At 60.8% G+C, this 25,294-nt stretch carries 24 protein-coding genes; 13 read left to right on the top strand and 11 right to left on the bottom strand.

Annotated elements, in window-relative coordinates:
• Window positions 1–25 precede the first annotated feature (25 nt).
• Together ACSOSP_RS10255 and mpl are read right to left on the bottom strand one after the other, a co-directional pair.
• Window positions 26–613: a YqiA/YcfP family alpha/beta fold hydrolase gene (locus ACSOSP_RS10255; RefSeq protein ID WP_455306243.1), complete on the bottom strand. Its 588-nt coding sequence runs from the start codon at window positions 611–613 to the stop codon at window positions 26–28.
• On the bottom strand, window positions 610–2,010 hold the full coding sequence (gene mpl, locus ACSOSP_RS10260) for a UDP-N-acetylmuramate:L-alanyl-gamma-D-glutamyl-meso-diaminopimelate ligase (RefSeq protein WP_455306245.1): 1,401 nt from the start codon (window positions 2,008–2,010) through the stop codon (window positions 610–612). Before mpl ends, ACSOSP_RS10255 begins: the two co-directional genes overlap by 4 nt.
• A 191-nt stretch (window positions 2,011–2,201) precedes the next feature.
• Between mpl and ACSOSP_RS10265 the strand changes: the two genes are divergently transcribed.
• From ACSOSP_RS10265 to ACSOSP_RS10310, 10 genes are all read left to right on the top strand, one after another.
• Complete coding sequence (locus ACSOSP_RS10265; protein ID WP_455306247.1) at window positions 2,202–2,852, top strand: UDP-N-acetylmuramate--alanine ligase; 651 nt, start codon at window positions 2,202–2,204, stop codon at window positions 2,850–2,852.
• The gene (locus ACSOSP_RS10270) at window positions 2,849–3,400 is read left to right on the top strand and encodes a TlpA family protein disulfide reductase (protein ID WP_455306248.1); all 552 of its coding nucleotides are present in this window, start codon (window positions 2,849–2,851) and stop codon (window positions 3,398–3,400) included. Before ACSOSP_RS10265 ends, ACSOSP_RS10270 begins: the two co-directional genes overlap by 4 nt.
• Before the next feature lie 203 nt (window positions 3,401–3,603).
• Window positions 3,604–4,092, top strand: coding sequence for a type II 3-dehydroquinate dehydratase (gene aroQ / locus ACSOSP_RS10275; protein WP_455306250.1), 489 nt, complete (start codon window positions 3,604–3,606; stop codon window positions 4,090–4,092).
• A 155-nt stretch (window positions 4,093–4,247) separates the two neighbouring features.
• The gene (gene accB, locus ACSOSP_RS10280) at window positions 4,248–4,733 is read left to right on the top strand and encodes an acetyl-CoA carboxylase biotin carboxyl carrier protein (protein WP_455306252.1); all 486 of its coding nucleotides are present in this window, start codon (window positions 4,248–4,250) and stop codon (window positions 4,731–4,733) included.
• Window positions 4,734–4,928: 195 nt separating this feature from the next.
• Complete coding sequence (gene accC / locus ACSOSP_RS10285) at window positions 4,929–6,311, top strand: acetyl-CoA carboxylase biotin carboxylase subunit (protein WP_455306254.1); 1,383 nt, start codon at window positions 4,929–4,931, stop codon at window positions 6,309–6,311.
• Between the two features lie 9 nt (window positions 6,312–6,320).
• Entirely contained in the window at window positions 6,321–7,223 is a 903-nt protein-coding gene (gene prmA, locus ACSOSP_RS10290; protein ID WP_455306256.1) for a 50S ribosomal protein L11 methyltransferase, read from the top strand.
• 45 nt (window positions 7,224–7,268) lie between these two features.
• Complete coding sequence (locus ACSOSP_RS10295; protein ID WP_455306258.1) at window positions 7,269–8,609, top strand: DUF3426 domain-containing protein; 1,341 nt, start codon at window positions 7,269–7,271, stop codon at window positions 8,607–8,609.
• Window positions 8,610–8,782: 173 nt separating this feature from the next.
• Window positions 8,783–9,283 (top strand): thiol peroxidase, encoded by a 501-nt coding sequence (tpx, locus tag ACSOSP_RS10300; protein ID WP_031360755.1) that lies wholly within the window; start codon window positions 8,783–8,785, stop codon window positions 9,281–9,283.
• A gap of 312 nt (window positions 9,284–9,595) precedes the next feature.
• Window positions 9,596–10,531 (top strand): carbohydrate kinase family protein, encoded by a 936-nt coding sequence (locus ACSOSP_RS10305; protein ID WP_455306260.1) that lies wholly within the window; start codon window positions 9,596–9,598, stop codon window positions 10,529–10,531.
• A 135-nt stretch (window positions 10,532–10,666) separates the two neighbouring features.
• Window positions 10,667–11,143, top strand: a complete 477-nt coding sequence (locus tag ACSOSP_RS10310; RefSeq protein ID WP_455306262.1) for a glycine zipper 2TM domain-containing protein — start codon at window positions 10,667–10,669, stop codon at window positions 11,141–11,143.
• Window positions 11,144–11,409: 266 nt separating this feature from the next.
• Here the strand turns inward: ACSOSP_RS10310 and ACSOSP_RS10315 are convergent, their stop codons facing one another.
• From ACSOSP_RS10315 to ACSOSP_RS10330, 4 genes are all read right to left on the bottom strand, one after another.
• The gene (locus ACSOSP_RS10315) at window positions 11,410–12,105 is read right to left on the bottom strand and encodes a histone H1-like repetitive region-containing protein (RefSeq protein ID WP_455310918.1); all 696 of its coding nucleotides are present in this window, start codon (window positions 12,103–12,105) and stop codon (window positions 11,410–11,412) included.
• Window positions 12,106–12,135: 30 nt separating this feature from the next.
• Window positions 12,136–12,450: a hypothetical protein gene (locus tag ACSOSP_RS10320; protein ID WP_075643847.1), complete on the bottom strand. Its 315-nt coding sequence runs from the start codon at window positions 12,448–12,450 to the stop codon at window positions 12,136–12,138.
• 210 nt (window positions 12,451–12,660) lie between these two features.
• Entirely contained in the window at window positions 12,661–13,956 is a 1,296-nt protein-coding gene (locus tag ACSOSP_RS10325) for a ribonucleotide-diphosphate reductase subunit beta (protein WP_455306265.1), read from the bottom strand.
• A 769-nt stretch (window positions 13,957–14,725) separates the two neighbouring features.
• Window positions 14,726–14,944, bottom strand: coding sequence for a DUF3820 family protein (locus tag ACSOSP_RS10330; protein ID WP_062081548.1), 219 nt, complete (start codon window positions 14,942–14,944; stop codon window positions 14,726–14,728).
• Between the two features lie 136 nt (window positions 14,945–15,080).
• Between ACSOSP_RS10330 and ACSOSP_RS10335 the strand changes: the two genes are divergently transcribed.
• Entirely contained in the window at window positions 15,081–16,478 is a 1,398-nt protein-coding gene (locus tag ACSOSP_RS10335) for an MFS transporter (protein ID WP_455306267.1), read from the top strand.
• 198 nt (window positions 16,479–16,676) lie between these two features.
• Here the strand turns inward: ACSOSP_RS10335 and ACSOSP_RS10340 are convergent, their stop codons facing one another.
• The 4 genes from ACSOSP_RS10340 to ACSOSP_RS10355 all read right to left on the bottom strand — a co-directional run bounded on the left by ACSOSP_RS10340 (window position 16,677) and on the right by ACSOSP_RS10355 (window position 22,260).
• Entirely contained in the window at window positions 16,677–19,688 is a 3,012-nt protein-coding gene (locus tag ACSOSP_RS10340) for a ribonucleoside-diphosphate reductase subunit alpha (protein WP_455306269.1), read from the bottom strand.
• A gap of 686 nt (window positions 19,689–20,374) precedes the next feature.
• Window positions 20,375–20,959, bottom strand: a complete 585-nt coding sequence (ampD, locus tag ACSOSP_RS10345; protein WP_455306271.1) for a 1,6-anhydro-N-acetylmuramyl-L-alanine amidase AmpD — start codon at window positions 20,957–20,959, stop codon at window positions 20,375–20,377.
• Window positions 20,956–21,261, bottom strand: a complete 306-nt coding sequence (locus ACSOSP_RS10350) for a PP0621 family protein (protein ID WP_455306273.1) — start codon at window positions 21,259–21,261, stop codon at window positions 20,956–20,958. The genes ampD and ACSOSP_RS10350 overlap by 4 nt, the downstream gene beginning before the upstream one ends.
• 51 nt (window positions 21,262–21,312) lie before the next feature.
• Window positions 21,313–22,260, bottom strand: coding sequence for a cytochrome C assembly family protein (locus ACSOSP_RS10355; RefSeq protein ID WP_455306275.1), 948 nt, complete (start codon window positions 22,258–22,260; stop codon window positions 21,313–21,315).
• Window positions 22,261–22,360: 100 nt separating this feature from the next.
• Here ACSOSP_RS10355 and ffh point away from each other — a divergent pair, with 100 nt between their 5' ends.
• Window positions 22,361–23,728: a signal recognition particle protein gene (gene ffh, locus ACSOSP_RS10360; protein ID WP_455306277.1), complete on the top strand. Its 1,368-nt coding sequence runs from the start codon at window positions 22,361–22,363 to the stop codon at window positions 23,726–23,728.
• A gap of 137 nt (window positions 23,729–23,865) precedes the next feature.
• Window positions 23,866–24,417, top strand: a complete 552-nt coding sequence (locus ACSOSP_RS10365) for a hypoxanthine-guanine phosphoribosyltransferase (RefSeq protein WP_455306279.1) — start codon at window positions 23,866–23,868, stop codon at window positions 24,415–24,417.
• Between the two features lie 265 nt (window positions 24,418–24,682).
• On the opposite strand, the gene ACSOSP_RS10370 is transcribed toward ACSOSP_RS10365, so the two are convergent.
• Window positions 24,683–25,294: a MarC family protein gene (locus tag ACSOSP_RS10370; protein ID WP_455306281.1), complete on the bottom strand. Its 612-nt coding sequence runs from the start codon at window positions 25,292–25,294 to the stop codon at window positions 24,683–24,685.

A 25,294-nucleotide genomic window follows, 5' to 3' on the forward strand; every position in this document is an offset into this window, starting at 1 on the left:
CAATAAAAGGAAACGCTCAGGGTCTTCAGGCCGCGACAGCCGGCGGTCGGGCCTCGCAGAACGCGAGCACCTGGTCCAGATAACTGGGAAAGTCGCTGATCGCGTGATCGCTGCCCTGGATCAGGGTGGTCCGCACGTCCGGGTAATGGGCGAGCATGGTGCGGTAGTCGAGCACTTCATCGCCGGTTGCCGCGATCAGATAGTAGCGCTCAGGCCGGGTGATCGATGTAACGGTAAGCGCACGCAATTCGTCAATATGGCGCGGTTCGACCACAATACTGCCGCCGCCATGCCACAGCGGCTGCTCGCCAATATAAGCACTCAGGTCCTCTTGCGGCACGACCGCCGGATTCAGCAGGACGGCCCGCCAGCCGTGTTTTTCAGCGAGCCACGTTGCGTAAAACCCGCCGAGCGAGCTGCCGATCAACGTGATCTCGTCGTCATCGGCGTGCGCGGCGAGCGTTTCTGCCAGCGCAATGGCTTCTTTAGGCGAGACCGGCAACGTCGGACATTGCCATTGATCGATCATTCCCAGCTCTTCCAGCCGCGTCCGCATCAGGCGAGCCTTGAACGATTGTGGCGATGACCGAAAGCCGTGCAGATAAAGAATCACGCCCGCTCCTTGATGGCCGGCCGCGCGGAGAGTGCATCGAGCAGCTTCTGGTGCACGCCGCCGAAACCGCCGTTGCTCATCACGAGCACGTGGTCGCCGGGACGCGTCGCCGCGACGATAGCCTTGACGAGCATCGCGAGGTCGTTGAACGCCTGGGCTTTGTTGCCGAGCGGCGCGAGTGCCGCTTGCAGATCCCAGCCGAGCTTGTCGCGGCCTTCGTGCGCGCCGTAGCCGAAGACGAGGTCGGCATCGGCGAGACTGGACGGCAATTGGGCTTTCATCGTGCCGAGTTTCATCGTGTTCGAACGCGGTTCGAGGACGGCGAGAATCCGGCTGTTTGCACCAATACGCGTGCGCAAACCCGCCACCGTCGTTTCGATCGCGGTGGGGTGATGCGCGAAGTCGTCGTAGACGGTCACGCCATCCACGCTGCCCTTCACTTCCATCCGGCGTTTCACGTTCCGGAACGTGCTCAGCGATTGCGTCGCCTGCGCGGGCGGAACGCCTACTGAACGCGCCGCCGCGATCGCCGCCAGCGCATTCATTCGATTGTGCTCCCCCTGCACTTGCCAATCGACCACGCCCTGGCGCTCGCCTTCCCAGTACACGGCGAATTGCTCGTCGGCGGCAACACCGTCGCTCGCGGGCAGCGCTTCCCAGCCGCCTTGCACGCCGAAGCGCTCGACGCCCGACCAGCAGCCGCGCGTCAGCACGCGCTCGAGCGCAGCTTCGCGGCCGTTCGTCACGATCCGGCCGACGCCCGGCACGGTCCGCACCAGATGATGAAATTGGGTCTCGATAGCACCAAGATCCGGGAAGATATCGGCGTGATCGAATTCGAGGTTGTTCAGCACCGCCGTGCGCGGGCGATAGTGAACGAACTTGGAGCGTTTATCGAAGAAGGCGGTGTCGTACTCATCGGCTTCGATCACGAAAAAGCTCGAATCCGTCAGCCGTGCCGAGATGCCAAAATTCAGGGGCACGCCGCCGATCAGGAAGCCCGGATTCATGCCGGCGTCTTCGAGCAGCCAGGTCAGCATGGAACTGGTGGTGGTCTTGCCGTGCGTACCGGCGACCGCGAGCACCCATTTGCCGTTTAGCACGTGCTCGCCGAGCCACTGTGGGCCGGACGTGTAGGGCAAGCCTCGATCGAGGATGATTTCCATCAGCGGATTGCCGCGCGTAACGACATTGCCCACTACATACAGATCTGGCTCAAGCGCGATCTGCTCCACGCCGTAACCTTCGATCAACTCGATGCCCTGCGCTTCGAGCTGGGTGCTCATCGGCGGATAGACACCGGCGTCGCAGCCGGTGACGCGATGACCCGCTTCGCGGGCGAGGACCGCGAGACCACCCATGAATGTGCCGCAGATACCGAGGATGTGAATGTGCATAAAGCGTGTGTTCGTGGCGGGAGGGCCGTAACGCGGGGAAATGAGCGAGGTTTTCCGACATATTGCGACGCCCTCTGCCCGCGCCCGTAGCGGTACATTGTAACCGACGGATAGACACAGATTTTTGCTGACCGTCGGCCCGCCCCGCCCCCCGCACGCGATCGAAAACCTATCTCCGGTATCATTCCGCCATGATTCGCAAATCACATTTCGATCCGCAACGCGTGCGCGAAGAAATCGCCATTGCGGCGGCGCGGCTGATCGCCGAAGACGGCCTCGACTATTCCACCGCAAAGCGCAAAGCCGCCCGCCAGGTCGTCGGCGAAACGCGCATTGGCGGCGAATGGCTTCCGGATAACGGTCAGATAGAAGATGAAATCCGCGAATACCAGGCGATCTTCCAGAGCGAAAGCCAGCCCGCCGTCCTGCGCCGCATGCGCGAAGTCGCGCTCGAATGGATGCAACGGCTCCAGCCGTTCAATCCTTACCTGACCGGCGCCGTGCTGAACGGCACAGCAGGCGAGCACTCGGACATCCATCTGCAATGCTTCTGCGATAACCCCAAGGAAGTCGCGATCTACCTGCTGAACACGAACGTTCAATACGACGTATCCGAGACGCGGCATTTTGCCGGCCGCGGTTATGTCGAAACCCTGAGCTTCCTGATGCGCCCCTCGCGCGACGAAGAACCCATGGGTATTCATGTCGCGCTCTACGACACCAACGACCTGCGCGGCGCCGTGCGCGCGGACGGCCGGGGCAAGCTTGCACGCGCAAACGCCTCCGCCGTGCGCGCGTTGCTCGACGAGCCTCCCGCCTCCACACCGGCCACCTCTTTATGAACTCAACGCGCATCGCTGCCGCCCTCGCTATCGCCATTTTGGCAACCGGCGGCGGTTTCTACGCCAGCCATCTGATGATGGGCGGTGAAACCAGCCAGGCTGCCGAAGGCACCACGAAAGCAAGCGGCAACGCCGTCGATGATCTCTGGAAAGCGCAATTGCAAACCGCGGCCGGAACGCAGCAGGCGCTCGCCTCGTTCAAAGGCAAGCCGGTAGTGGTGAACTTCTGGGCGTCGTGGTGTGGCCCTTGTGTGAAGGAAATGCCGACGCTCGCGGCGCTGCATCGGGAATATGAGAAGAAAGGCATCACGTTTATTGGTCTTGGCGTCGATTCCGAGAAAAACGTCAACGCGTTTCTTCAGAAGGTCCCCGTCGATTACCCAATCTATATCGCGGGCTTCGGGGGCGCCGATCTTGCCCGCAGTTTCGGCAATAACGCGGGCGCGCTGCCGTTCACTGTTGTCATCGATGCGAAAGGTGTGATTCGTTCGACAAAACTCGGCGAAGTCGATCCAAAAGAGCTGAAAGCGACGCTCGACGCCTTATAAGACGGCCGTTTGATCCTCCGCAAATCGATCTCGATCGCGGGGAGATGCCGTCATTTCCAGAAACTTTCGACGAAAATACGTGCAAAATGCGGGTATCCGGCCTGCCCCGCCTCCTGAACCGGGGTACGGGCGAACCGTAAAACTAGACAAAATTCTCTAAAGGGCGCTAAAGTGCGCCCAACTCCGCACAAACCAAAGCCACTATGTCACGACTGCTGGTCCTGCACGGCCCAAATCTTAATCTGCTCGGCACCCGCGAACCGGATGTCTACGGTCGGGTGACCCTCGCAGAAATCGATAAGGCGCTCGCAGACAAGGCACAGGCGGCCGGCGCGGAATTGTCTTCGTTTCAAAGCAATCATGAAGGCGCGATCGTGGACCGCATTCAGCAAGCGCGGACCGAACAGGTGGACTTCGTGCTGATCAATCCCGCCGCCTATACGCATACGAGCGTCGCGATTCGCGATGCCCTCGCGGGCGTGGCGCTGCCGTTCGTCGAGATTCATCTGTCGAACGTGCACACGCGGGAAGCTTTCCGGCACCACTCCTATTTCTCCGATCTGGCCGTTGCCGTGATTTGCGGCCTGGGCTGGAAAGGCTATCTGTATGCGCTCGATTTCGCTCTCGAGCGTCTTGCTGCGAATGCTGTTGAAGAATCGGCCGAAAAAGCGGCTGTGAAGCCACGCACTTGAGTCGCGATCCGCTCAAAACAAATGAACTGCTCGCACAACGTGATGCGGAGCCTGTGTCTGCAGCATCGGACAATGCTCCCGTCGGCGGCGCCCAACTACCAAGTCAAGCACCGGAAAAAGCTTCCGGTCACCAAGCATTGAAAGGGGAATTTTCGATGGACCTTCGTAAACTTAAAACGCTTATCGACCTAGTCTCGGAATCCGGCATCTCGGAGCTGGAAGTAACCGAAGGCGAAGGCAAGGTTCGCATCGTCAAGAACGCCGCGCCGGTCTACATGCAGGCTCCGCAGTACATGCAGCAACCGATGCAGCAGCAAGCGCCGCAATACGGCCAGCCGGGTGACGCAGGCAATGCGGGCGCCACCGCCGGCGCGCCGGCTACGCCGGCTGCCGTCGTGCCGCAAGGTCACGTCGTGACGTCGCCGATGGTCGGCTCGTTCTACCGCGCGCCGTCGCCGGGCGCAGACGCGTTCGTGCAGGTCGGCGACACCGTCAAGGAAGGCCAGACGCTTTGCATCATTGAAGCCATGAAGCTGCTCAATGAAATCGAGTCGGACAAGTCGGGCGTCGTGAAGGAAATCCTGGTCGAGAACGGCCAAGCCGTCGAGTACGGTCAGCCGCTGTTCCTGATCGGCGATTGATCGGCGACTGACTTCCCGCGATGCCGCCGGACGATAAGCGCTTCAGTTGTCATGCGCCCAGCCGGTGGCCGCAGCACTCGGGCGCTCGCTTGATTAGTTTGATGTGTGAGACTAACGAGCGAGACGCGCCGCCGATCTCCCAGGACCGCCGCGGGCAACCGTCCCGGCGTTCCATCGATGAGTCGAAACCTTGCTATGTTTGAAAAAATCCTCATTGCGAACCGTGGTGAAATCGCGCTCCGTATCCAGCGCGCGTGCCGCGAACTAGGCGTCAAGACGGTTATCGTCTATTCGGAAGCCGATAAAGAAGCCAAGTACGTGAAGTTGGCCGATGAAGCCGTGTGTATCGGACCGGCTCCGTCCAACCTCAGCTACCTCAACATGCCGGCGCTGATCAGCGCGGCCGAAGTCACCGACGCCGAAGCGATCCACCCCGGCTACGGTTTCTTGTCGGAGAACGCGGATTTTGCGGAACGTGTGGAGCAATCCGGCTTCACGTTCATCGGACCGCGTCCGGAAACCATCCGCCTGATGGGCGACAAAGTCTCCGCCAAGCAAACGATGATCAAGACGGGCGTGCCGTGCGTCCCGGGTTCTGAAGGCGCATTGCCCGAGGATCCGAAGGAAATCGTGAAGATTGCACGCGCCGTTGGGTATCCGGTAATCATCAAGGCAGCAGGCGGTGGCGGCGGGCGCGGAATGCGCGTGGTGCACACGGAAGCGGCGCTGGTGAACGCGGTGAACATGACCCGCGAAGAAGCCGGCCGTGCATTCGGCAATCCGCAGGTCTACATGGAGAAATTCCTGGAGAACCCGCGGCACATTGAAATCCAGATTCTGGCGGACTCGTTCCGTAACGCAATCTGGCTCGGTGAACGCGATTGCTCCACGCAGCGCCGTCACCAGAAGGTGATTGAAGAAGCCCCGGCGCCGGGTATAGCGCGACGCCTGATCGAGCGGATTGGCGATCGTTGCGCCGACGCCTGCAAGAAGATGGGCTATCTCGGCGCGGGTACGTTCGAATTCCTGTATGAGAACAACGAGTTCTATTTCATCGAAATGAACACGCGCGTTCAGGTCGAGCATCCGGTGACGGAGCTGATTACCGGCGTGGATATCGTGCAGGAACAGATCCGTATTGCTGCCGGCGAAAAGCTCGCGTTCCGCCAGAAGGACATCGTGTTTCGCGGTCACGCGATCGAATGCCGGATCAACGCCGAAGATCCGTTCAAGTTCACGCCGTCGCCGGGACGTCTTACGTCGTGGCATATGCCGGGCGGTCCGGGCATTCGTGTCGATTCGCACGCGTACAACGGCTATTTCGTGCCGCCGAACTACGATTCGATGATCGGCAAGCTGATCTCGTACGGCGCGACTCGCGAGCAGGCGATCAACCGCATGCGCATTGCGTTGTCGGAGATGGTCGTGGAAGGCATCTCGACCAACATCCCGCTGCATCGCGAGATGATGATCGATGCGAAGTTCGTCGAAGGCGGTACGAGCATTCACTACCTCGAAAACAAGCTCGCTGCGCGCAAGGCGGCAGCTGCCGTTGCTGCAGAAGATGCGGCGCAATAAGGTTTGAAGATGAGCTACCGGGAATTGATCGCCGAGCTGGACCGGGAACACGCGGAAGCGTTGTCGGACGCGCTGCTGGAGTTGGGCGCGCTGTCGGTGTCTGTTGAAGACGCCGACGCCGATACCCCCGACGAGCAGCCGCTGTTCGGCGAACCCGGCCTCACGCCGGACCAGAAGGCGTGGAACCGCTCGCGCGTGGTCGCCCTTCTGGCGGATGCCGCCGATCCCGCCGTGTTGCTTGCGGCAGCGGCCAATGAGATCGGCTTGAAGGACACGCCGGTCTTTACGCTGCGCGATGTCGAAGATCAGGACTGGGTACGCCTCACGCAATCCCAGTTCGATCCGATTCCTATCGGCAAGCGGATCTGGGTCGTGCCGTCGTGGCATGCCGCACCCGATCCCGACGCGCTCGTGCTCGAACTTGATCCAGGTCTCGCGTTCGGTACCGGCAGCCATCCGACTACACGGCTGTGCATGGAATGGCTCGAGCAATCGGTTGGGCAAAACCAGTCCGTGCTCGATTACGGTTGCGGTTCCGGCATCCTCGCGATCCTGGCGAAGAAATGCGGCGCGCATCCGGTGATCGGTATCGATATCGATCCGCAAGCCGTGGAATCCGCGCGTCAAAATAGCGAGCGCAATCGCGCCGAAGTCACCTACGGCTTGCCCGCCGATCTCCCCGAAGGCCAATTCGATATCGTGGTGGCGAACATTCTGTCGAACCCGCTGAAGCTGATGGCGTCGATGCTTTCAGCACGCGTAAAACCGGGTGGGCGCATCGCTTTGTCGGGCATTCTCGCGCGCCAGGCTGATGAAGTGGCCGCCGTCTATGCACACTGGATCGACATCAGCGTATGGCAGGAACACGAAGGCTGGGTGTGTCTTGCCGGTACCCGCCGCGAAAGCCTTTAGAATAGCGCCATCGTCCATCTACCGGCCTCTGGCCTTCGGCTAAATATGGCGCTGGCAACCCGCTGTCCCCACTGCGAAACGGTCTTCCGTCTTGACCCGCATCTACTCGCGCCGCACGACGGCCGCGTGCGTTGCGGCCATTGCCAGGAAATCTTCGACGCAGCTCACTACCAGTTCGACCGCGACGAAACCGTCATGGCCGCGCTGGCTGCAACCGCGCCTAACTACGGCGCAGATCCGGCAAGCCCGTGGTCAGAGAAATCGAGCGCCGAAGTTGCAAGCGACAAGCGTGACGCGCTCGGCATCCCTTTGCACCCGTTCATCCCCACCACCGCCCTCGCACCTCAGGCCGAAGCGCAACGCGCTCCGGTTGAGCGCGCTGAACCGCTCGCGGGGATCGCTGCCGCTGAAGCGGTATCGCCCCCGCGTGCGGACAGCGATTTTCCCGGGGAAGGGCGCACCGAATTCCCGTGGCAAGCGGTTAATCGCGCTGAATCGGACGCGCGAGCCGAAGCATCCGCCGATACCCCCGCCCGCACCGAACCGCGTGCCGATCCTTTCGTGAGTCGTAACGAAGACGATCCGATGAAGGAATCGCGCACTGATCCCTTCATTGGCCGCACTGAAAACGAAGCGCTGAATGAGGCGCGTGCAGAGTCGCGTACAGAGCCGTTCGTCGGCCGGAGCACACCGCGTGCGGAGCCGGAAACGCCCCCGCCTCACCGCCCAGTCGATACCACCACCCGTTCCGAACCCGCCCCGCTCGGCGCACCACCCGCTGCGCCGTGGGCAACAGGCCCCGCCGAGCCGAGCTTCGGCAGCGCGGCTGTGTCGTCTGAACTCGGGTCCGAACCTACGTCCGAGCCGTTCCCCGTTATCCGGGAAACACGCGCACCGGTTCGCTCGGGAACCGTGTGGAAGATCATCGGCTCGCTGATCGCGCTCGTGCTGCTTGTCACGCTGCTCGCGCAGGTCGCGTGGTGGGAACGTGAAACCGTGATGGTCAACTGGCCCGCGTCGCAGCCGCTCTTCGTGCAAGCGTGCGAGCAGATTGGCTGCGTGGTCGCGCCGCCGCGGGATATCGACGGCTTGCAGATCGAGAACTCCGGTCTGCGCCAGGTGGACGGATCGCACAAGCTTGAGCTGAAACTCTCGCTGCGCAATCGCATTGACGTGGCGATCGAATATCCGGCGCTGGAGCTCACCCTCCTCGACGACAAGAACAACGTCGCGATCCGTCGTGTCCTGTGGCCGCAAGACTACGCGCGTCCGGGCACGGTTATCGGCGCAGGCCTCGCGGCGCGCAGTACGCAGCCCGTGATCGTGCGGCTCGATACCGGCGATGCGGTCGCGGCGAATTATCGCGTGCAGATTTTTTATCCGTGACGGCGAGTTTGCTTACGCGCATCCGCTTTCATGTTTTTACGCTTGACCGTTTCCTACGCGTTTTCCGCACGTTTCTATAATTAGCCAGTCGTCTTTTTCCCGCGCGTAGCTCGTCCGTCCCCGGTCGGGCGACGCGCATATTCCCTGAACATCAGACACTTTCTGGAGTAGACATGAGCCAAGTTACCCTCGGCGGCAATCCGATCGACGTGGCAGGCACGTTCCCGGCAGCCGGTGCAAAAGCAGCTGATTTCACCCTGGTCGGCAAGGATCTGGGCAACCTGACACTGGCAAGCTTCGCCGGCAAGCGCCGCGTCCTGAACATCGTGCCGAGCCTCGACACGCCCACGTGCGCCACCTCCACGCGCAAGTTCAACGTTGCCGCGGCCGGACTCGACAACACCGTGGTCGTGGTGGTGTCGGGCGACCTGCCCTTCGCAGCAACGCGCTTTTGCACGACGGAAGGCATCGAGAACGTGGTGACAGCATCGACGTTCCGCGGCCATGACTTCGCGCAGGCCTACGGCGTCGATGTCACGAGCGGACCGTTGACGGGCCTGACGGCGCGCGCAGTGGTGGTGATCGATGAAAACGACAAGGTGCTGTACTCGGAACTCGTGCCGGAAATCAAGGACGAACCGAACTATGACGCAGCGCTGGCCGCGTTGAAGTAAGCATGGAAGAGCGCGGGCCGGTTGCGGCCTGCCTCTCTCCGAGCGGCGGCGAACCGCATCCTGAACCACTCCTCGCCGCGCCGGATACACACCCGAAGCAAGACCGTTATTCAGTCAGCCGTGGCGGGTTCACCTCGCCACGGCCGCAAGCCGCCATGCGCATCCGTGACGGGGTGGAACACCCGCCGCGCGACGAATGCGCAGCGCTTCATGCAGCCATGCACGGTGCACAGGAACTCAAGCCTGCGCGCACTTTCATCGACGTACTTTCATCGACGCCCTCTCGTCGATTTACTTTCAGGGAATTCGCCAGTGTCTACGCTCATCTGCGGCTCGCTCGCCTACGACAACATCATGACGTTCCAGGGCCGCTTCGGCGACCACATCCTGCCGGACCAGGTGCATCAGCTGAACATCAGCTTCCTCGTCCCCACGATGCGGCGCAACTTCGGCGGCTGCGCGGGCAACATTGCCTACGCGCTGAAGCTGCTCGGCGGCGACGCGAAGATCATGGCGACCCTCGGCGAAGCCGACGCCCAGCTCTACCTCGATCGTTTCGATGCGCTGGGTCTGTCGAAGGACTATGTGCGCGTGCTGCCCGACCAGCATTCGGCGCAATGCTTCATCACGACAGATCTCGGCAACAACCAGATCACCGCCTTCCACCCGGGCGCGATGATGGATTCGCACCTGAACCACGCCGGCGAAACCAAGGGCATCACGCTGGGCATCGTTGCACCGGACGGCGCTGACGGCATGCGCCAGCACGTCGAGGAGCTGGCGGCAGCAGGTGTGCCCTTCGTCTTCGATCCGGGCCAGGGCCTGCCGATCCTCGAAGGTGTGGAACTTCGTCGCATGATTGAACTCGCCACTTACGTGGCAGTCAACGATTACGAGGCGAAATTGTTGAGCAACAAGACCGGCTGGTCGATCGACGAAATGCTGAGCCGGGTGCAAGCGCTCGTGATCACGCGCGGCGAACACGGCGCGCAGATTCTGCACGCTGAAGGCATCGAGGAAATTCCGGCCGTCAAGGCTCGGAAAGTTGTCGATCCCACAGGTTGCGGCGACGCGTTCCGCGGTGGCTTGCTATATGGCATCGAGAACAAGCTGGGCTGGGCAAAAACGGGCCGTCTCGCCAGCCTGATGGGCGCGCTGAAAATCGAACATCAGGGACCGCAGACGTATGCGCCCACCCGTGCCGAGATTGGCGAGCGCTTCGAAGAGGCATTTGGTTCGGCGCTCTAAGCGGTTGAAGCCCTGTAGTGAAGAAGGCTGAAATGCGTCATTGAAGCGAATTGGGGCGACGCTTAGGCAATGACATGTAGCGGCAGGCTGTTGGCTTTTGCGAGCAACAGCCTGCCGTAATTTTGTGGAGTGAGAATGAGCATGACAAGTCGTATGGCGCTGGCAGCAGCGCTTCTTAGCTCCGTCGTCATGACGGGGTGTGCCTATAACAGCAGTTCGCCCGATGTGTACACCGCGTCGCAGGCCCAGCGCGAAGAAACGGTCCGCATGGCTACCGTCGACAGCGTGCGCGGCGTGAAGATCAGCACGAACAACGGCCAGCCTAGCGGGCTTGGCGCTATCGGCGGTGGTGCACTGGGTGCGGTGGCAGGCAGCGCGCTCGGCGGTGGTCGTGGCTCGATCGTGACGGGGATCATCGGCGGGATTGCGGGTGCGGTAGCGGGCAATGCAGTCGAGAACGGCGTCGCCACGCAGAACGGACTGGAAATCACCGTGCGCCTGGATAACGGCGACATGCGCGCCATTACGCAAACCGCAACCGGCGAAGTATTTCAGGCCGGCGAGCGGGTCAGGTTGTTGTCGAGCGGCGGTGTGACGCGAGTGACGCACTAGCGGATGAAGAAAGCAGCGGCGTGATCGAATCGATCTTGCCGGGGTGGAAAAAAAGCGCATGCACCTTCGGGCACATGCGCTTTTCTTCGTCTGGGAATCTGGTGTGCGTTGGTGTTGGCATGCTTAGAGCACCGACTCTGCTCCGCCACATGTGACAGCCGATAAAAAACCCGCTGCCGGCAACCACCGGGAGCGGGTTTGGACTGCGTAGCACTACACAGTCACGAGACACATCGCGTGTGTCAAAGTACTGCTACAGCCTGCGCTTACGGACGGCTGCCCGTCGGGAACGGCCATGCAGCGGCCGGATTCAACGCCGTCTTGACCGTTGCAGCCGGGGCCGGCGCTGCAGGTGTCGTTACCGTCGTTGCCGGTGCCACAGCAGTCGTCTTCTTCGCAGCGGCAGCCTTCTTGGCCGGAGCCTTTTTAGCAACCGGAGCGGGCGCTGCAGCAGGAGCAGGAGCAGGCGCCGCTGCCGGAGCAGCAGCTACGGCAGCCTTCTTCGCAGCAGGGGCAGCCTTCTTGGCGGGCGCAGCCTTCTTGGCGGCCGCCTTTTTGGCAGGTGCCTTCTTAGCAGGCGCCTTTTTAGCAGCGGCCTTTTTAGCGGCAGCCTTCTTGGCAGGGGCCTTCTTGGCCGCAGCCTTCTTGGCAGGCGCCTTTTTAGCAGCAGCCTTCTTCGCAGGCGCCTTCTTGGCGGCAACCTTCTTGGCCGCTGCCTTCTTCGCAGGAGCCTTCTTGGCTGCAACCTTCTTCACTGCAACCTTCTTGGCGGCAACTTTCTTCGCCGGCGCCTTCTTGGCTGCAACCTTCTTCGCCGCGACCTTCTTCACTGCGACTTTCTTGGCTGCAACCTTCTTCACTGCAACTTTCTTAGCTGCCGGTGCCTTCTTCGCTGCCGGTGCCTTCTTCACAGCCGGTTTCGCTGCAGCTTTCTTTGCGACGGATTTCTTGGCTAATGCCATCATTTTCTCCTTCAGGTTTCAAGATGAGAGTCAGTTCAAACAACACCCTTCGTCAAAACCCGCTTCCCGCGTGGGCTTCTCAGGACGCACGCTGCGAAGCGGATTATTCATCGGCGTACGCTGATGGAGCTTGCTTACGCTAATGAATACGGCAAGGCGCGCGGTGCCACAAGGCACCGCGCGCCAAATTAAGTCAGCACCAGAAGAAGGTGCCGGCAATCGCTTGATCGGGCCGTCGGCACTGCCGACGGCATATTTCGGGGGGAAGTTTGCCCGTCCCACTGAAGGGTCCGCAAAACGCCTGTCATCTTTTTGGGCCGTTAAGCCACAAGGCGCACTTTGCATCAGGCGACCGTTCTCCTAAACCTGTTGGCCGGCGCGCGCGCAATTGTGATCGCACGCAATGGCGCCGGTTTGCCATTCATCCCGTCTGCTCGGCGTCCTCTGTGGACGCCCGTTCTTGATCTGATCTGGTCTGCTTCCCTGCATCTGATTCGTCGCGGCAATGCGTCCATTGCCGCTGACCGACGTTCACTCGTCGATTCGCTTACTCGCTTACTCCCAAGTCAGCGCGCCGCCGGTCTGATACTCGATCACTCGCGTCTCGAAGAAGTTGCGTTCCTTCTTCAAGTCGATCATCTCGCTCATCCATGGGAACGGATTTTCTTCGTTCGGGAACAGCTGGTCGAGGCCGATCTGCTGGCATCGACGGTTACAGATGAACCGCAAATAGCTCTTGAACATGGAGGCATTCAGACCGAGCACGCCGCGCGGCATCGTGTCTTCTGCGTACCGGTATTCCAGTTCGACGGCTTGCTGGAAAATCTCGCGAATCTCCGCGCGAAATTCCGGCGTCCACAGTTGCGGCTCTTCCAGCTTGATCTGGTTGATCAGGTCGATGCCGAAGTTGCAGTGCATCGACTCGTCGCGCAGGATGTACTGATACTGCTCAGCCGCACCCGTCATCTTGTTCTGGCGACCCAGCGCCAGGATCTGCGTAAAGCCGACGTAGAAGAAGAGCCCTTCCATCACGCAAGCAAACACGATCAACGACTTCAGCAATTTCTGGTCCGCTTCGAGCGTCCCGGTGGTGAAGGCCGGATCGGTCAGCGTGTTGATGAACGGAATCAGGAACTCGTCTTTCGCGCGGATCGAGTCGACCTCGTGATACGCGTTGAAGATTTCGCTCTCGTCCAGACCCAGCGATTCGACGATGTACTGATACGCGTGCGTGTGGATCGCCTCCTCGAACGCCTGGCGCAGCAGGAACTGCCGACACTCGGGCGCCGTGATGTGGCGATACGTCCCGAGCACGATGTTGTTGGCTGCGAGCGAGTCGGCCGTAACGAAGAAACCGAGGTTGCGCTTCACAATCCGGCGTTCGTCGTCGGAGAGGCCGTTCGGGTCCTTCCACAGCGCGATGTCGCGCGACATGTTCACTTCCTGCGGCATCCAGTGGTTCGCACAACCCGCCAGATACTTTTCCCACGCCCACTTGTACTTGAACGGCACCAACTGGTTCACGTCGGTCTTGCCGTTGATGATGCGCTTGTCCGCCACATTCACCCGCTTCGCACTGGCCGCCGCGATGTCGCTGGCGCTGGGTGCTGCGGGAGCAACGAAGTCGCTCGCAAAAATATTCGGTGCCGCTGACGTTTGATGAGCCGTTTGAAGAACGCCATGACCAGCAACTTGCGTGGCTGCATGCGAAGTGACTGGAGCTGCAGCACGCGATGCCTGGCTGACTGCTTGGCTGAAACCCGCAACCTGACCCGCCGGGTTACGCAACGTGTTGTGTTGCGAACCGTTCGAGGGAGTTACGGCAGTGGTCTCGTCATCCCAGTTGAGCATAAATTCTCACCATCAATTTAGATCGGTTTGTACCATCTTTCCATGAGCGATAAAAGAGCTTGCTCATAAAAATCCTGTTTTAGTGTTGACGCTGCTACTTGCATACAACACTTTGCGTTGAGCTCACTGCTTGAAGCTTCATGCGAAGTCTCTTTGAACGTGTTCGATGCAGTGCTTGGCGTCGTGCTTCTTCAAGCTCTTTCAGCGTTGCTTTTGCCTTGAGCAACTGCATCGTCCGGCTCTGCTGTGAATCGTTTTGCGTGCGTAATTTGCGTAGTAGTTCAAGCGTGAGATCGAACAGCTTGCACTGCATGATTGCTTCGATGAAAACCTGGAGCGTGCCTCACGCATCTTTCATCTTCACGCTGAGTGTGACCGTGTGCGAGTGGCCGACAAAGTGATGTTCGCAGGCCGTTCAAAATTGCTTGAGTCGCGCTTCGGATCATCCACTTCGACAACCCCGCTTCAACCCACTTTTCAAGTGCTTCCCGACGCTGGAAAACCCGTTGCGCTGAGCTCGCGATCACACGTGTCTTGCTGCGGAAAACGACACGCTGGCGCGTCTCGTTTCCATGTCGAAAGTGTAGCACTCGACGCTGTCATCGCAAAGGCAAAACCACAAAATATTGGGTGTTTTGAGGGTGTGACGACTACCTATAGTACAAACGAATCCGTCATGCAAGAGCAGATTTCAAGCGTGAAAACGCGGCTGAGAGGCCACCGGACACGCGCACGAATCACCCGGCAGCGTCCCCTTGCGCGCGGCTTTTCAACCTCGCTTGTCACGCAGCGGCGTGAGCAATTCGCGCAGGTTGTTGTGATCGATTTCGTGCATCAGCGCGAGCAGCCGGCCGAGTTGTCCTGCAGGAAAACCCTCACGTGCGAACCATGCGAGATAGTGGCCCGGCAGGTCCGCGATCAAGCGGTCCTTGTACTTTCCGTAGGGCATCTTCTGCGTGACGAGACGCTGCAAATCTTCCGGGTCCATCGTCGCTCTCCTCAGGTTTTATCGTCGCTCAATGTCGCTCGCGCGGCGCTCATTGCGGCAACTCGCGATGTCGCTGTCATGATATCGATGCCATAATCCCAGCTTCCCGCCGCGAAGAGATCTCCTTCCGTTCTCCATGTCGCTAGCCATCAAAGCTTTCGTTGCCCCTCTCATCGTCGCCTGCGCGATGTTCATGGAAAGCGTCGATGCCAACGTCATCGTCACCGCGATCCCCGAAATGGCCAAAGCTTTTGGTCGTGATCCCGTCACGCTGAAGATCGCCGTCACCAGTTACGTGCTCGGCCTCGGGGTCTTCATCCCGATCTGCGGCTGGGTCGCCGACCGCTTCGGCGCACGCACGATCTTCCGTCTCGCCATCGGCATCTTCGTCGCCGGCTCTCTCTTGTGCGCCGCGTCCACCTCGCTGATCCCGTTCACGCTCGCGCGCTTCGTCCAGGGCGTAGGCGGCGCGATGATGGTGCCGGTCGGCCGGATCATCATCTTCCGCTCGGTGCGCCGCTCCGAATTCATCCGGGCGATGAACTATCTCTCGCTGCCCGCCATGTTCGGCCCCGCGGTCGGGCCGCTGCTCGGCGGCTTCATCACGACCTATCTGCACTGGCGCCTGATCTTCTTCATCAACATCCCGATCGGCATCCTAGGCATCTACCTGACGAACCGTTACATCGGCAACGCCCGCGAACCGCATCCCGGACCGCTCGACTGGTTCGGTTTCTTTTTATCGGCGAGCGGCGGCACATTGTTTCTGCTCGGGCTCTCGCTGATCGGCGGCGAACTGGTCACCGATCGCGTAGCCGCGGGCATGACGCTCGCCGGCGTGGCCTTCTTCATCGTGTATTTGCTGCACTCGCGACGCGTAAAAATTCCGCTCCTCGATCTGCGCTTCCTGCGCGTGCCGACTTTCCAGGCGAGCGTCATGGGCGGTTCGCTGTTTCGCATCGGCTTGGGTGCGGTGCCCTTCCTGCTTCCGCTTGCGATGCAAGAGGGACTCGGCATGAGCGCATTCAAGTCCGGCTCGATCACTTGCGCGTCCGCGTTCGGCGGCATGTTCATGCGCTCGCTCGCGTCGCGCGTGCTGCACCGGTTCGGCTTCCGGCAGACGCTGATGGTCAACGCGGCGCTGTCGGGCATCGCGATCGCCGCTTGCGGCATGTTCTATCCGGGCACGCCGACATGGGTCATCTGGGCTGTCGTGCTGCTCGGCGGTTTTTTCCCGGCGTTGCAATTTACGAGTCTCAACTCGCTGACGTATGCCGAGATCGAAAGCCGCGATGTAGGCCGCGCGACGAGTCTCGGGAGTTTTATCCAGCAGGTGTCGCTGGGGTTGGGCGTGACAATCGGCGGGATCGCGCTGCAGATTTCGCATGAGCTGCAGGGGCATCCGCATATTGTCTGGTCGGATTTCTGGCCGGCGTTCGTGGTCGTTGGATTGTTTTCGTTTCTTTCGATTCCGATTACCGCGAAGCTGGGTCGGGACGCGGGGCATGAGATATCGAGAGGCACGCGGGGGTAAAGCGCGTGCGCGGGGTTTCGGAAAGGCGGTGCAGCCACCCGGACTCAGGGAGCACAAATACAAAAGGATAAAAAAGGCCGGTTCCGAATCCGCCGCCCCTTTCACGCGGAAAGAACCAACGTTTCGTACCGGCCTTCAATCCCACCGACTATCTGACCAGCGAGGGGCCGATTGCATCGGCCCCTCGCCTTCTACCGCTTACTGGCAAGCCTCGCACTCGTCGAAGCCGGCATCGCCCGGACGCATCATGCAAACCGGACCATCGGCCTCTGCTTCAGCCGCAGCGGCCATTGCCGGCGCCGCGACGGCAGCGGCATTGAAACCACCCGTCGACGATCCGTGCGAACCCTGCGAGCCAAAACCGTTGCCGTTCGCACCCGACGCTCCACCTTCGCCGTTCCCCGAGTTACCCGAAGGCACCGAGTTCAGCTGACCGTGAGCGACCGTCGACTTCTCGACGTGCGTAGCAGCCATCGTGCGGAGGTAGTACGTGGTCTTCAGACCGCGCAGCCACGCCAGCTTGTACACCTCGTCCAGCTTCTTGCCCGACGCGCCACCCATATAGATGTTCAGCGATTGCGCCTGGTCAATCCACTTCTGGCGACGCGATGCGGCTTCCACCACCCAGGTCGCGTCCAGTTCGAACGCGGTGGCGTAGATGGCCCGCAGATCGGCCGGAACCCGGTCGATGCGCGACAACGTGCCGTCGAAGTACTTCAGGTCCGAGACCATCACTTCGTCCCACAGACCGCGTTCCTTCAGGTCACGCACCAGGTAATCGTTCACGACCGTGAATTCACCCGACAGATTCGACTTCACGTACAGATTCTGGAACGTCGGCTCGATACACGCCGACACGCCGATGATGTTCGAAATGGTCGCGGTCGGAGCGATCGCCACGCAGTTCGAGTTGCGCATGCCGTAAGTGGCGATGCGCGAACGCAGCTCGGTCCAGTCCATCGACGCGCTGTCGTCCACTTCCACGTAGCCGCCGCGCGCTTCGGCCAGCAGCTTCAGCGAATCCTGCGGGAGAATGCCGCGGTCCCACAGCGAGCCGCGATAGCTCGAGTAACGGCCGCGCTCTTGCGCCAGTTCCGTCGATGCGTAGTAAGCGTAATAGCAGACCGCTTCCATGGAGGTATCGGCGAATTCGACCGCTTCCTTCGACGCATACGGCGTGCGCAGCAGGTGCAGGCAGTCCTGAAAGCCCATGATGCCCATGCCGACCGGACGATGCTTCAGGTTCGAATTACGCGCCTTGGCAACGGCGTAGTAATTGATGTCGATGACGTTGTCGAGCATGCGCATCGCGACGCTGATCGTGCGCTTGAGCTTGTCGTGATCGAGCGCGAGCGTGCCGTCGGCCTGCTTCGTCATGTGCGCGACCAGGTTCACCGAGCCTAAGTTACAGACGGCGATTTCGGTGTCGCTGGTGTTCAGCGTGATTTCCGTGCACAGGTTCGACGAGTGGACGACGCCCACGTGCTGCTGCGGCGAACGGATGTTGCACGGATCCTTGAACGTGATCCACGGGTGACCCGTTTCGAACAGCATGCCCAGCATCTTGCGCCACAGTTGCGCGGCCGGAACCTTCTTGAACAGCTTGATCTCGCCGCGTGCGGCTTTCTCTTCATACGCAACGTACGCTTTTTCGAACGGCGCGCCGAACAGGTCGTGCAGGTCCGGGCAGGTTGCCGGCGAGAACAGGGTCCAGTCGCCGCCTTCGTGAACGCGCTTCATGAACAGGTCGGGAATCCAGTTCGCCGTGTTCATGTCGTGCGTGCGGCGACGGTCATCGCCCGTGTTCTTGCGCAGCTCCAGGAATTCTTCGATATCCAGATGCCACGTCTCCAGGTACGCGCACACCGCGCCCTTGCGCTTGCCGCCCTGGTTCACCGCGACGGCCGTGTCGTTCACGACTTTCAGGAACGGCACCACGCCTTGCGACTTGCCGTTCGTGCCCTTGATGTGCGAACCGAGCGCACGCACGCGCGTCCAGTCGTTGCCCAAACCGCCCGCGAACTTCGACAGCAGCGCGTTTTCCTTCAGCGCTTCATAGATGCCGTCGAGGTCATCGGCAACCGTCGTCAGGTAGCACGACGACAATTGCGAACGGCGCGTGCCGGAGTTGAACAGCGTGGGGGTGGACGACATGAAGTCGAAGCTCGACAGCACGTTGTAGAACTCGATCGCCCGCGCTTCGCGGTCGATTTCGTTCAGCGCCAGGCCCATTGCGACGCGCATGAAGAATGCCTGCGGCAGTTCGATGCGCTTGTTTTCGTTGTGCAGGAAGTAGCGGTCATACAGCGTCTGCAGGCCGAGGTAGCCAAATTGCAGGTCGCGGTCGGCATCGAGCGCGGCGCCCAGGCGCTTCAAGTCGTACTGCTGGAGCTTTTCGTCGAGCAGTTCCGCTTCCACGCCCTGCTTGATGAACAGCGGGAAATATTCAGCGTAGCGCGTGGCCATCTCGCCTTGCGAGACGTCTTCTTCCAGGATTTCGCGACGGATGGTGTGCAGCAGGATGCGCGCGGTGACCTGGCTGTACGCCGGGTCTTTTTCGATCATGGTGCGCGCGGCGAGAATGGCGGAGTCATAGACTTGCGCCATCGGCACGCCGTCGTACAGGTTCTTCACCGTTTCCGCGACGATGGGGTCCGCGTTCACTTCGCTGCCGAGATTCACGCACGCTTCGTTGATGCGCGCCTTCAATGCGTCCAGATCCAGCGGATGCGACACGCCGTTATCGATCACATTGATGCCGAGCGCGTTCGCCCGGGTTTCCGGCGCATGAGCGCGTTCCTGCGTGCGCTTCTCGCGATACAGCACGTATGCGCGCGCCACGTTGTGCTCGCCGCCGCGCATCAGCGCGAGTTCGACTTGATCCTGGATGTCTTCGATATGGAACGTACCGCCGTTCGGGCGGCTGCGAACCAGTGACCGGATAACGCTTTGCGTCAGTTGTTCGACGAGCTCGCGCACGCGCGCCGAGCCTGCGCCCTGGCCGCCGTTCACGGCCAGGAACGCCTTCGTCACAGCGATGGAGATCTTCGACGGCTCGAACGACACCACGGTCCCGTTGCGGCGGATGACTTTGTAGTCGGCCAGTGTGGCGTCCGGCGCGAGCGCGCTGGCGCCCTGCTGGCTCTGTGCGCCGATGGGCCGCACGGAGGCGCCCTCGTAGGAAGTCGTGGCGTTGTCGGTGGTTTGCATGTGCAAATCTCCAGGTGTTCGATGGTGCGGAACGTCCGCGGATTGAGATGCGTGCCGCGCGTGGTGGCTGCCTGCTGCTTTGCTGCTGTTCACTATTTTTGCCAACCGCGCACGACGATGAAGTTGAAAATGGCCTGGTCGGGAAAATTGCCGGTGCCGTTCTTGCGCTCAGTCCCATGTTCTTCCGTGGACCGATACGCTTCAAACCGACGAAGACAACCTCCCTCGCTACGCCCGTTTGCCTCGGTCTTTCAAACTGGATGCCGACGTCTTTTACGCGACAAATCAGTTGCTTACCCGGTGTTTTCTTCTATGGCCGGACAAGCCTGCGGCGCCGGCTCTACGAAGCGGGGCGCCGCCTGGACAACACAACATATAGTGCGAATTACGTCTCTGAGCACCAAGTATAGTGACTTTCCGCACAGTCTCAAAAACTTTTATTTGCTGAAGAATGGCCTAGAGAGGGTTGACTTTTGAAATGCCAAAGTCGGATAAGGGAAAGCGCGGCAAGCTGCGACGAACACGCGCAAATGCGCTGCAATGCAAAATGAAAGCCCCTCGGATTCAATGGATGCGGTGAGGCAAGGCAGGTGGCAGGCTAACGAACAATGGCGAGACCTGGCGCGTCGCCGCGAGTCAGTGACTCGCGCGGCAACACACTCGATCAAGCGGGAAGAAGCAACGAATCAAACGTCGCCGAGATAGGGAAAGTACTGAAGCGGGAGTTTGGTATCGCGTTGCAGCCGCGACCATTCGAAGTACGGGCCCGGATCGGTTTTACGACCCGGCGCGATGTCCGAATGACCCGCGAGCGCTTCGATCGGATAGCGCCGGGTGAGCGCCTGGACCACCTCGTTGAGCGACGCGTATTGCGCGTCCTCGAACGCGCATCGATCGCTGCCTTCCAGTTCGATGCCCACCGAGAAGTCGTTGCAGCGCTCGCGTCCGAACAAGCTGGACACGCCCGCGTGCCATGCGCGTTCGTTGCACGACACGTATTGCTCGACGCGGCCATCGCGATGAATCACGAAATGCGATGACACCCGCATGCCGCGCAAATGGTCATAGTACGGATGAGCGTCGTGATCGAGACGATTCTGGAAGAACTCGGCAATCGCGCTGCCGCCGAACTCATCGGGCGGCAAGCTCATGTTATGAACGACAACGAGCGTGGGCTCGATACCGCCGGGACGCGCTTCGAAGTTCGGCGACGGCAGCTTGTGCGCCGCCGTGTACCAGCCGTCGGCGTCGATCAAACCGGCAACGCTCATCGAGCGTCGCGGCCGGTGGGATGACCCGCATAGCGCCGTGCGTGATCGCTGCAACAAAAGCGCTGCCCGGCCGCGACAATCGCTTCGCTGCTCGGCGTATGCACACCGCACTCGGCACAACGCACGAGAGCATCGGGAAGTTGCGGCGCGGAGGTGGAAGCCGATGGGCCATGAGAGGCGCGCGTGGCGCCTGCACCTTGCGGACCCGTTTGCGCACCGGCGGCAGTCTCGGCGCGCTTGAGCTTCTTGAACAGCCACTGGCTCGCAAAGAACACAAATATCAGCAGGAGAAGTTGGCGCATGATCTTACTAATAGTAGAGACAACAAAAGCCCGGGGATTGCGCTGACCGCGTCAAACGACCGCTCGATGCAGCAGCACTTCGAACACGAAGCGGCTGCCCACGTAAGCAAGCAGCAACGCGACGAACGAAGCAAGCACCCAGCGCAACGCGGCTCGCCCGCGCCAGCCCGACACGCGGCGAGCGGTCAGCAGCGCACCGAACATCAGCCACGACAAAATGGCGAACACGGTCTTGTGATCGAGTTTGAACGCTTTATCGACAAGCTGCTCGTTGAACGCGACACCCGATATAAGCGTAAGCGTCAGCAACACGAAACCCGCCGCGATCAGGCGGAACAATAATTTTTCCAGCGTGAGCAACGGCGGCAGGGTATCGAGCCAACTCGTTACCCAGCTATTCGATGTATGCCGCGTACTGGTTCCGCGCATGTTCTGCAGACGCTTTTCCACCATCAGCATCAGGATGGCGTGAAGCGCGGCAATCGCGAACAGCCCGTACGCAATATTCGCGATCAGGAAATGCAGCTTGAACATGGGTGCGGCGGCATACGAGAGCACACGCACGCCGCCAAAAATCAGCGGCATCACCGAAGCCATGCACGCAAGCGGCAGCACGAGCAGGCGCAAGCCGTCGAGCGGGAAGAAGAAGCTTTCTATCCAGTAGATGCCCGCGCCCAGCCAGAACATGGCGGAGAGCGCGAACGCGAAGCCGAACACCATCGCGTTCTGCGGAAAGATGGTGGTGTGCAACAAGACGCCATGCACGAGCAACGCTACGCCAAGTAACACGCGCCCCATCGTACTCATGCCCGACGCCTTCGATGCCCGGCCGCTCTGCATGGAGTCAGACATGCCGGTGCTCATGCCGCCGGCCAGGCGACCGCCCGCCGGCATACCCGCCAGCGCCGGCTCGACAGCCGTGTTGCGATGCGCGCGCCAGCCAGCCACGGCAAGTCCGCCGTAGAGAAGCGCAGTGAGGGCATACAGTACAATATCCATGTTCGAAGTTTACACCAGGCCCTGAAGCCGCGACGTCTTCCCCCTCTTGCCAGGTCGTCTGGAGCAAGAGCTGCCCGGACGCCGTTACCCACACGCTCCCATGCTCGACACACTCACTACACGGATGGCGCGCGTCGTCAAGACGCTGCGCGGCGAAGCCCGGCTCACCGAGGCCAACACGCAGGAAATGCTGCGCGAAGTACGCCTGGCGTTGCTCGAGGCCGACGTCGCGTTGCCGGTCGTGCGCGAATTTATCGCGAAGGTAAAGGAAAAAGCGCTCGGCGAAGAGGTGCTTTCCAGCCTGTCGCCGGGTCAGGCGCTCGTCGGCGTGGTGCAGCGCGAGCTGACGGCGATCATCGGCGGGGATTACGAGGGTAAGGCCGTCGAGCTGAATCTCGCAGTCACGCCGCCGGCAATCATCCTGATGGCCGGCCTGCAAGGCGCGGGTAAAACCACCACGTCGGGCAAGCTCGCCAAGCTGCTGCGCGAGAAGCACAAGAAAAAAGTACTGACGGTGTCTGTCGACGTGTATCGTCCGGCCGCTATTCAGCAGTTGAAAACGGTGACGGAACAAGTCGGCGCGGACTTTTTCCCATCGGAGCCGGATCAGAAGCCGGCGGATATCGCCCGTGCGGCCGTGGATTGGGCGAAACGCCATTTCCATGACGTGCTGATCGTCGATACGGCCGGCCGGCTCGGTATCGACGAAGCGATGATGAAGGAAATCAGCGAGCTTCACGGCATCCTGAAGCCGGCGGAAACGCTCTTCGTGGTCGACGCCATGCTCGGCCAGGACGCCGTGAACACCGCGAAGGCGTTCAGCGACGCCCTGCCGCTGACCGGCGTGGTGCTGACCAAGCTGGACGGTGACTCACGCGGCGGCGCGGCGCTTTCCGTACGTCACGTGACGGGCAAGCCGATCAAGTTCGTGGGTGTCGCCGAAAAACTGGACGGGCTGGAAGTCTTCCACCCCGACCGGATGGCGAACCGGATTCTCGGCATGGGCGACATTCTCGCTTTGGTCGAGGAAGCGCAGAAAAACGTGGATGGCGCAGCAGCGCAAAAACTCGCCGATAAAGTCAAAAAGGGCGGCGATTTCGACCTGAACGACTTCCGCGCGCAACTTGCGCAGATGAAGAACATGGGCGGTTTGTCGTCACTCATGGACAAGCTGCCGGCGCAGTTCCAGCAAGCTGCGGCAGGCGCGAACATGGGCGTGGCGGAAAAACAGATGCGCCGGATGGAAGGCATCATCAATTCCATGACGCTGCTGGAGCGCGCGAAACCCGATCTCATCAAGGCGCAGCGCAAGCGCCGTATTGCAGCGGGCGCGGGCGTGCAGGTCCAGGAAGTCAACCGCATGCTTGCTCAATACGACCAGATGCGCGGCATGATGAAAAAGCTGAAGGGCGGCAATCTGCAGAAAATGATGCGCGGCATGAAAGGCATGATGCCCGGCATGCGTTGAAGTTTTCGTTTTGGGTTGGTTGATTTCCACGGCCCGCGTTTTGCTGAAGAGCGCGGGTTTATCATGTGGTGGCGCGCGCTCAGCGCTTAGCGCCTCGTTTCCCTTTTTTTAGCTCTACACCCTCGCCGCCTGCCCTTATGAATCGCGAAGAAGCACTCCATATTTTCAGCCACTCCGAAGAGATCGTTTCGGCTCAGGACGTGAGCGCGTCGATCGAAAGCATGGCGAAGGCCATCGGCGCGAGCACGGGCGAAGAGTTCCCGCTCGTGCTGTCCGTCATGGGCGGCGCGGCGGTGTTCACTGGGATGCTGCTGCCGCACCTCGACTTTCCGCTCGAGTTCGACTACATCCACTTGACGCGGTATCGGAACACGACCAAAGGCGGCGACAAGATGGAATGGCGCGTGGCGCCGGCAGAGTCCGTAAAGGATCGCGTGGTGCTGGTGCTCGACGACATCCTGGATGAAGGCGAAACCATGGCCGCCATCCGCGACCGCATCATGGCAATGGGCGCGAAGAAATTCCTCTCGGCGGTGCTGTGCGAGAAGCTCATCAATAAATCGAAACCCTTGCGGCCGGACTTTTGCGGCTTCGAAGTGCCGGACCGGTATGTGTTCGGATGCGGTATGGACGCGAAGGGATACTGGCGCAATTTGCCAACGATCCGGGCGCTGACGGAAGGCGCTTGATTCATCGTTGAACGTGAGTCGAGCGCTACGACCACGTTCGGTCGATGGGCATAGCTGCGACAACACGGACGATTAGAGGTCGGCGTAACGCTCGGCGCATAAACAAAAGGCGGTTTCAACGTGAGTTGAAACCGCCTTTTTACGTGGGCTTTTTTTAAGCCCGCTTACCAACTATATCGTTCAACCGGAAACCCGTTGCGAGCGCTTCGGAAACTGAAACCTCAAGCGCGTCTGGATCGGCACCCTGCATGCAAGCCACGGCGCATCAGCCGCTTGTGGCCAGTTGATGCACGAAGGTCCGTATTCCGGTCAGGATCATTTCCACCGATATCGCAACGAGCACCAACCCCATCAGCCGTTCGAACGCCGTAACCGCGCGCTCGCCGAGCCAATGCTGGATCTTCTCGGCCAGCACCAGCACGACCGCGCAGACCATCATGGTGATTGTCAGCGCACCGACCCATTCCCACATCTGTCCCGGCGCCTGCGATGTCAGCAGCATCACCGTCGCCAGCGCCGATGGACCGGCCAGCGCGGGAATGGCCAGCGGCACGATCAGCGGTTCGCCACCGCGTGAATCACCGCCCATCGGACCATCGGGATGCGGAAAGATCATGCGCAACGCGATCAGGAACAACACGATCCCGCCGCCCAGCCGCAACGATAGATCCGTCAGGCTCATCGCGCGGAGAAAGCGGTCGCCCACCAGCATGAACAACAACAGGATCCCGAAGGCGATAGCGACTTCCCGCAAGATCACGACCCGCCGCCGCTCCTTCGCCACACCACGCAACGCGTTGATGAAGATCGGGATGTTGCCGAGCGGATCGGTGATCAGGATGAGCAGCACCGTCGCCGAGAGAAAGTTGTACTGCAC

It is taken from the genome of Caballeronia sp. KNU42, from assembly GCF_053760385.1.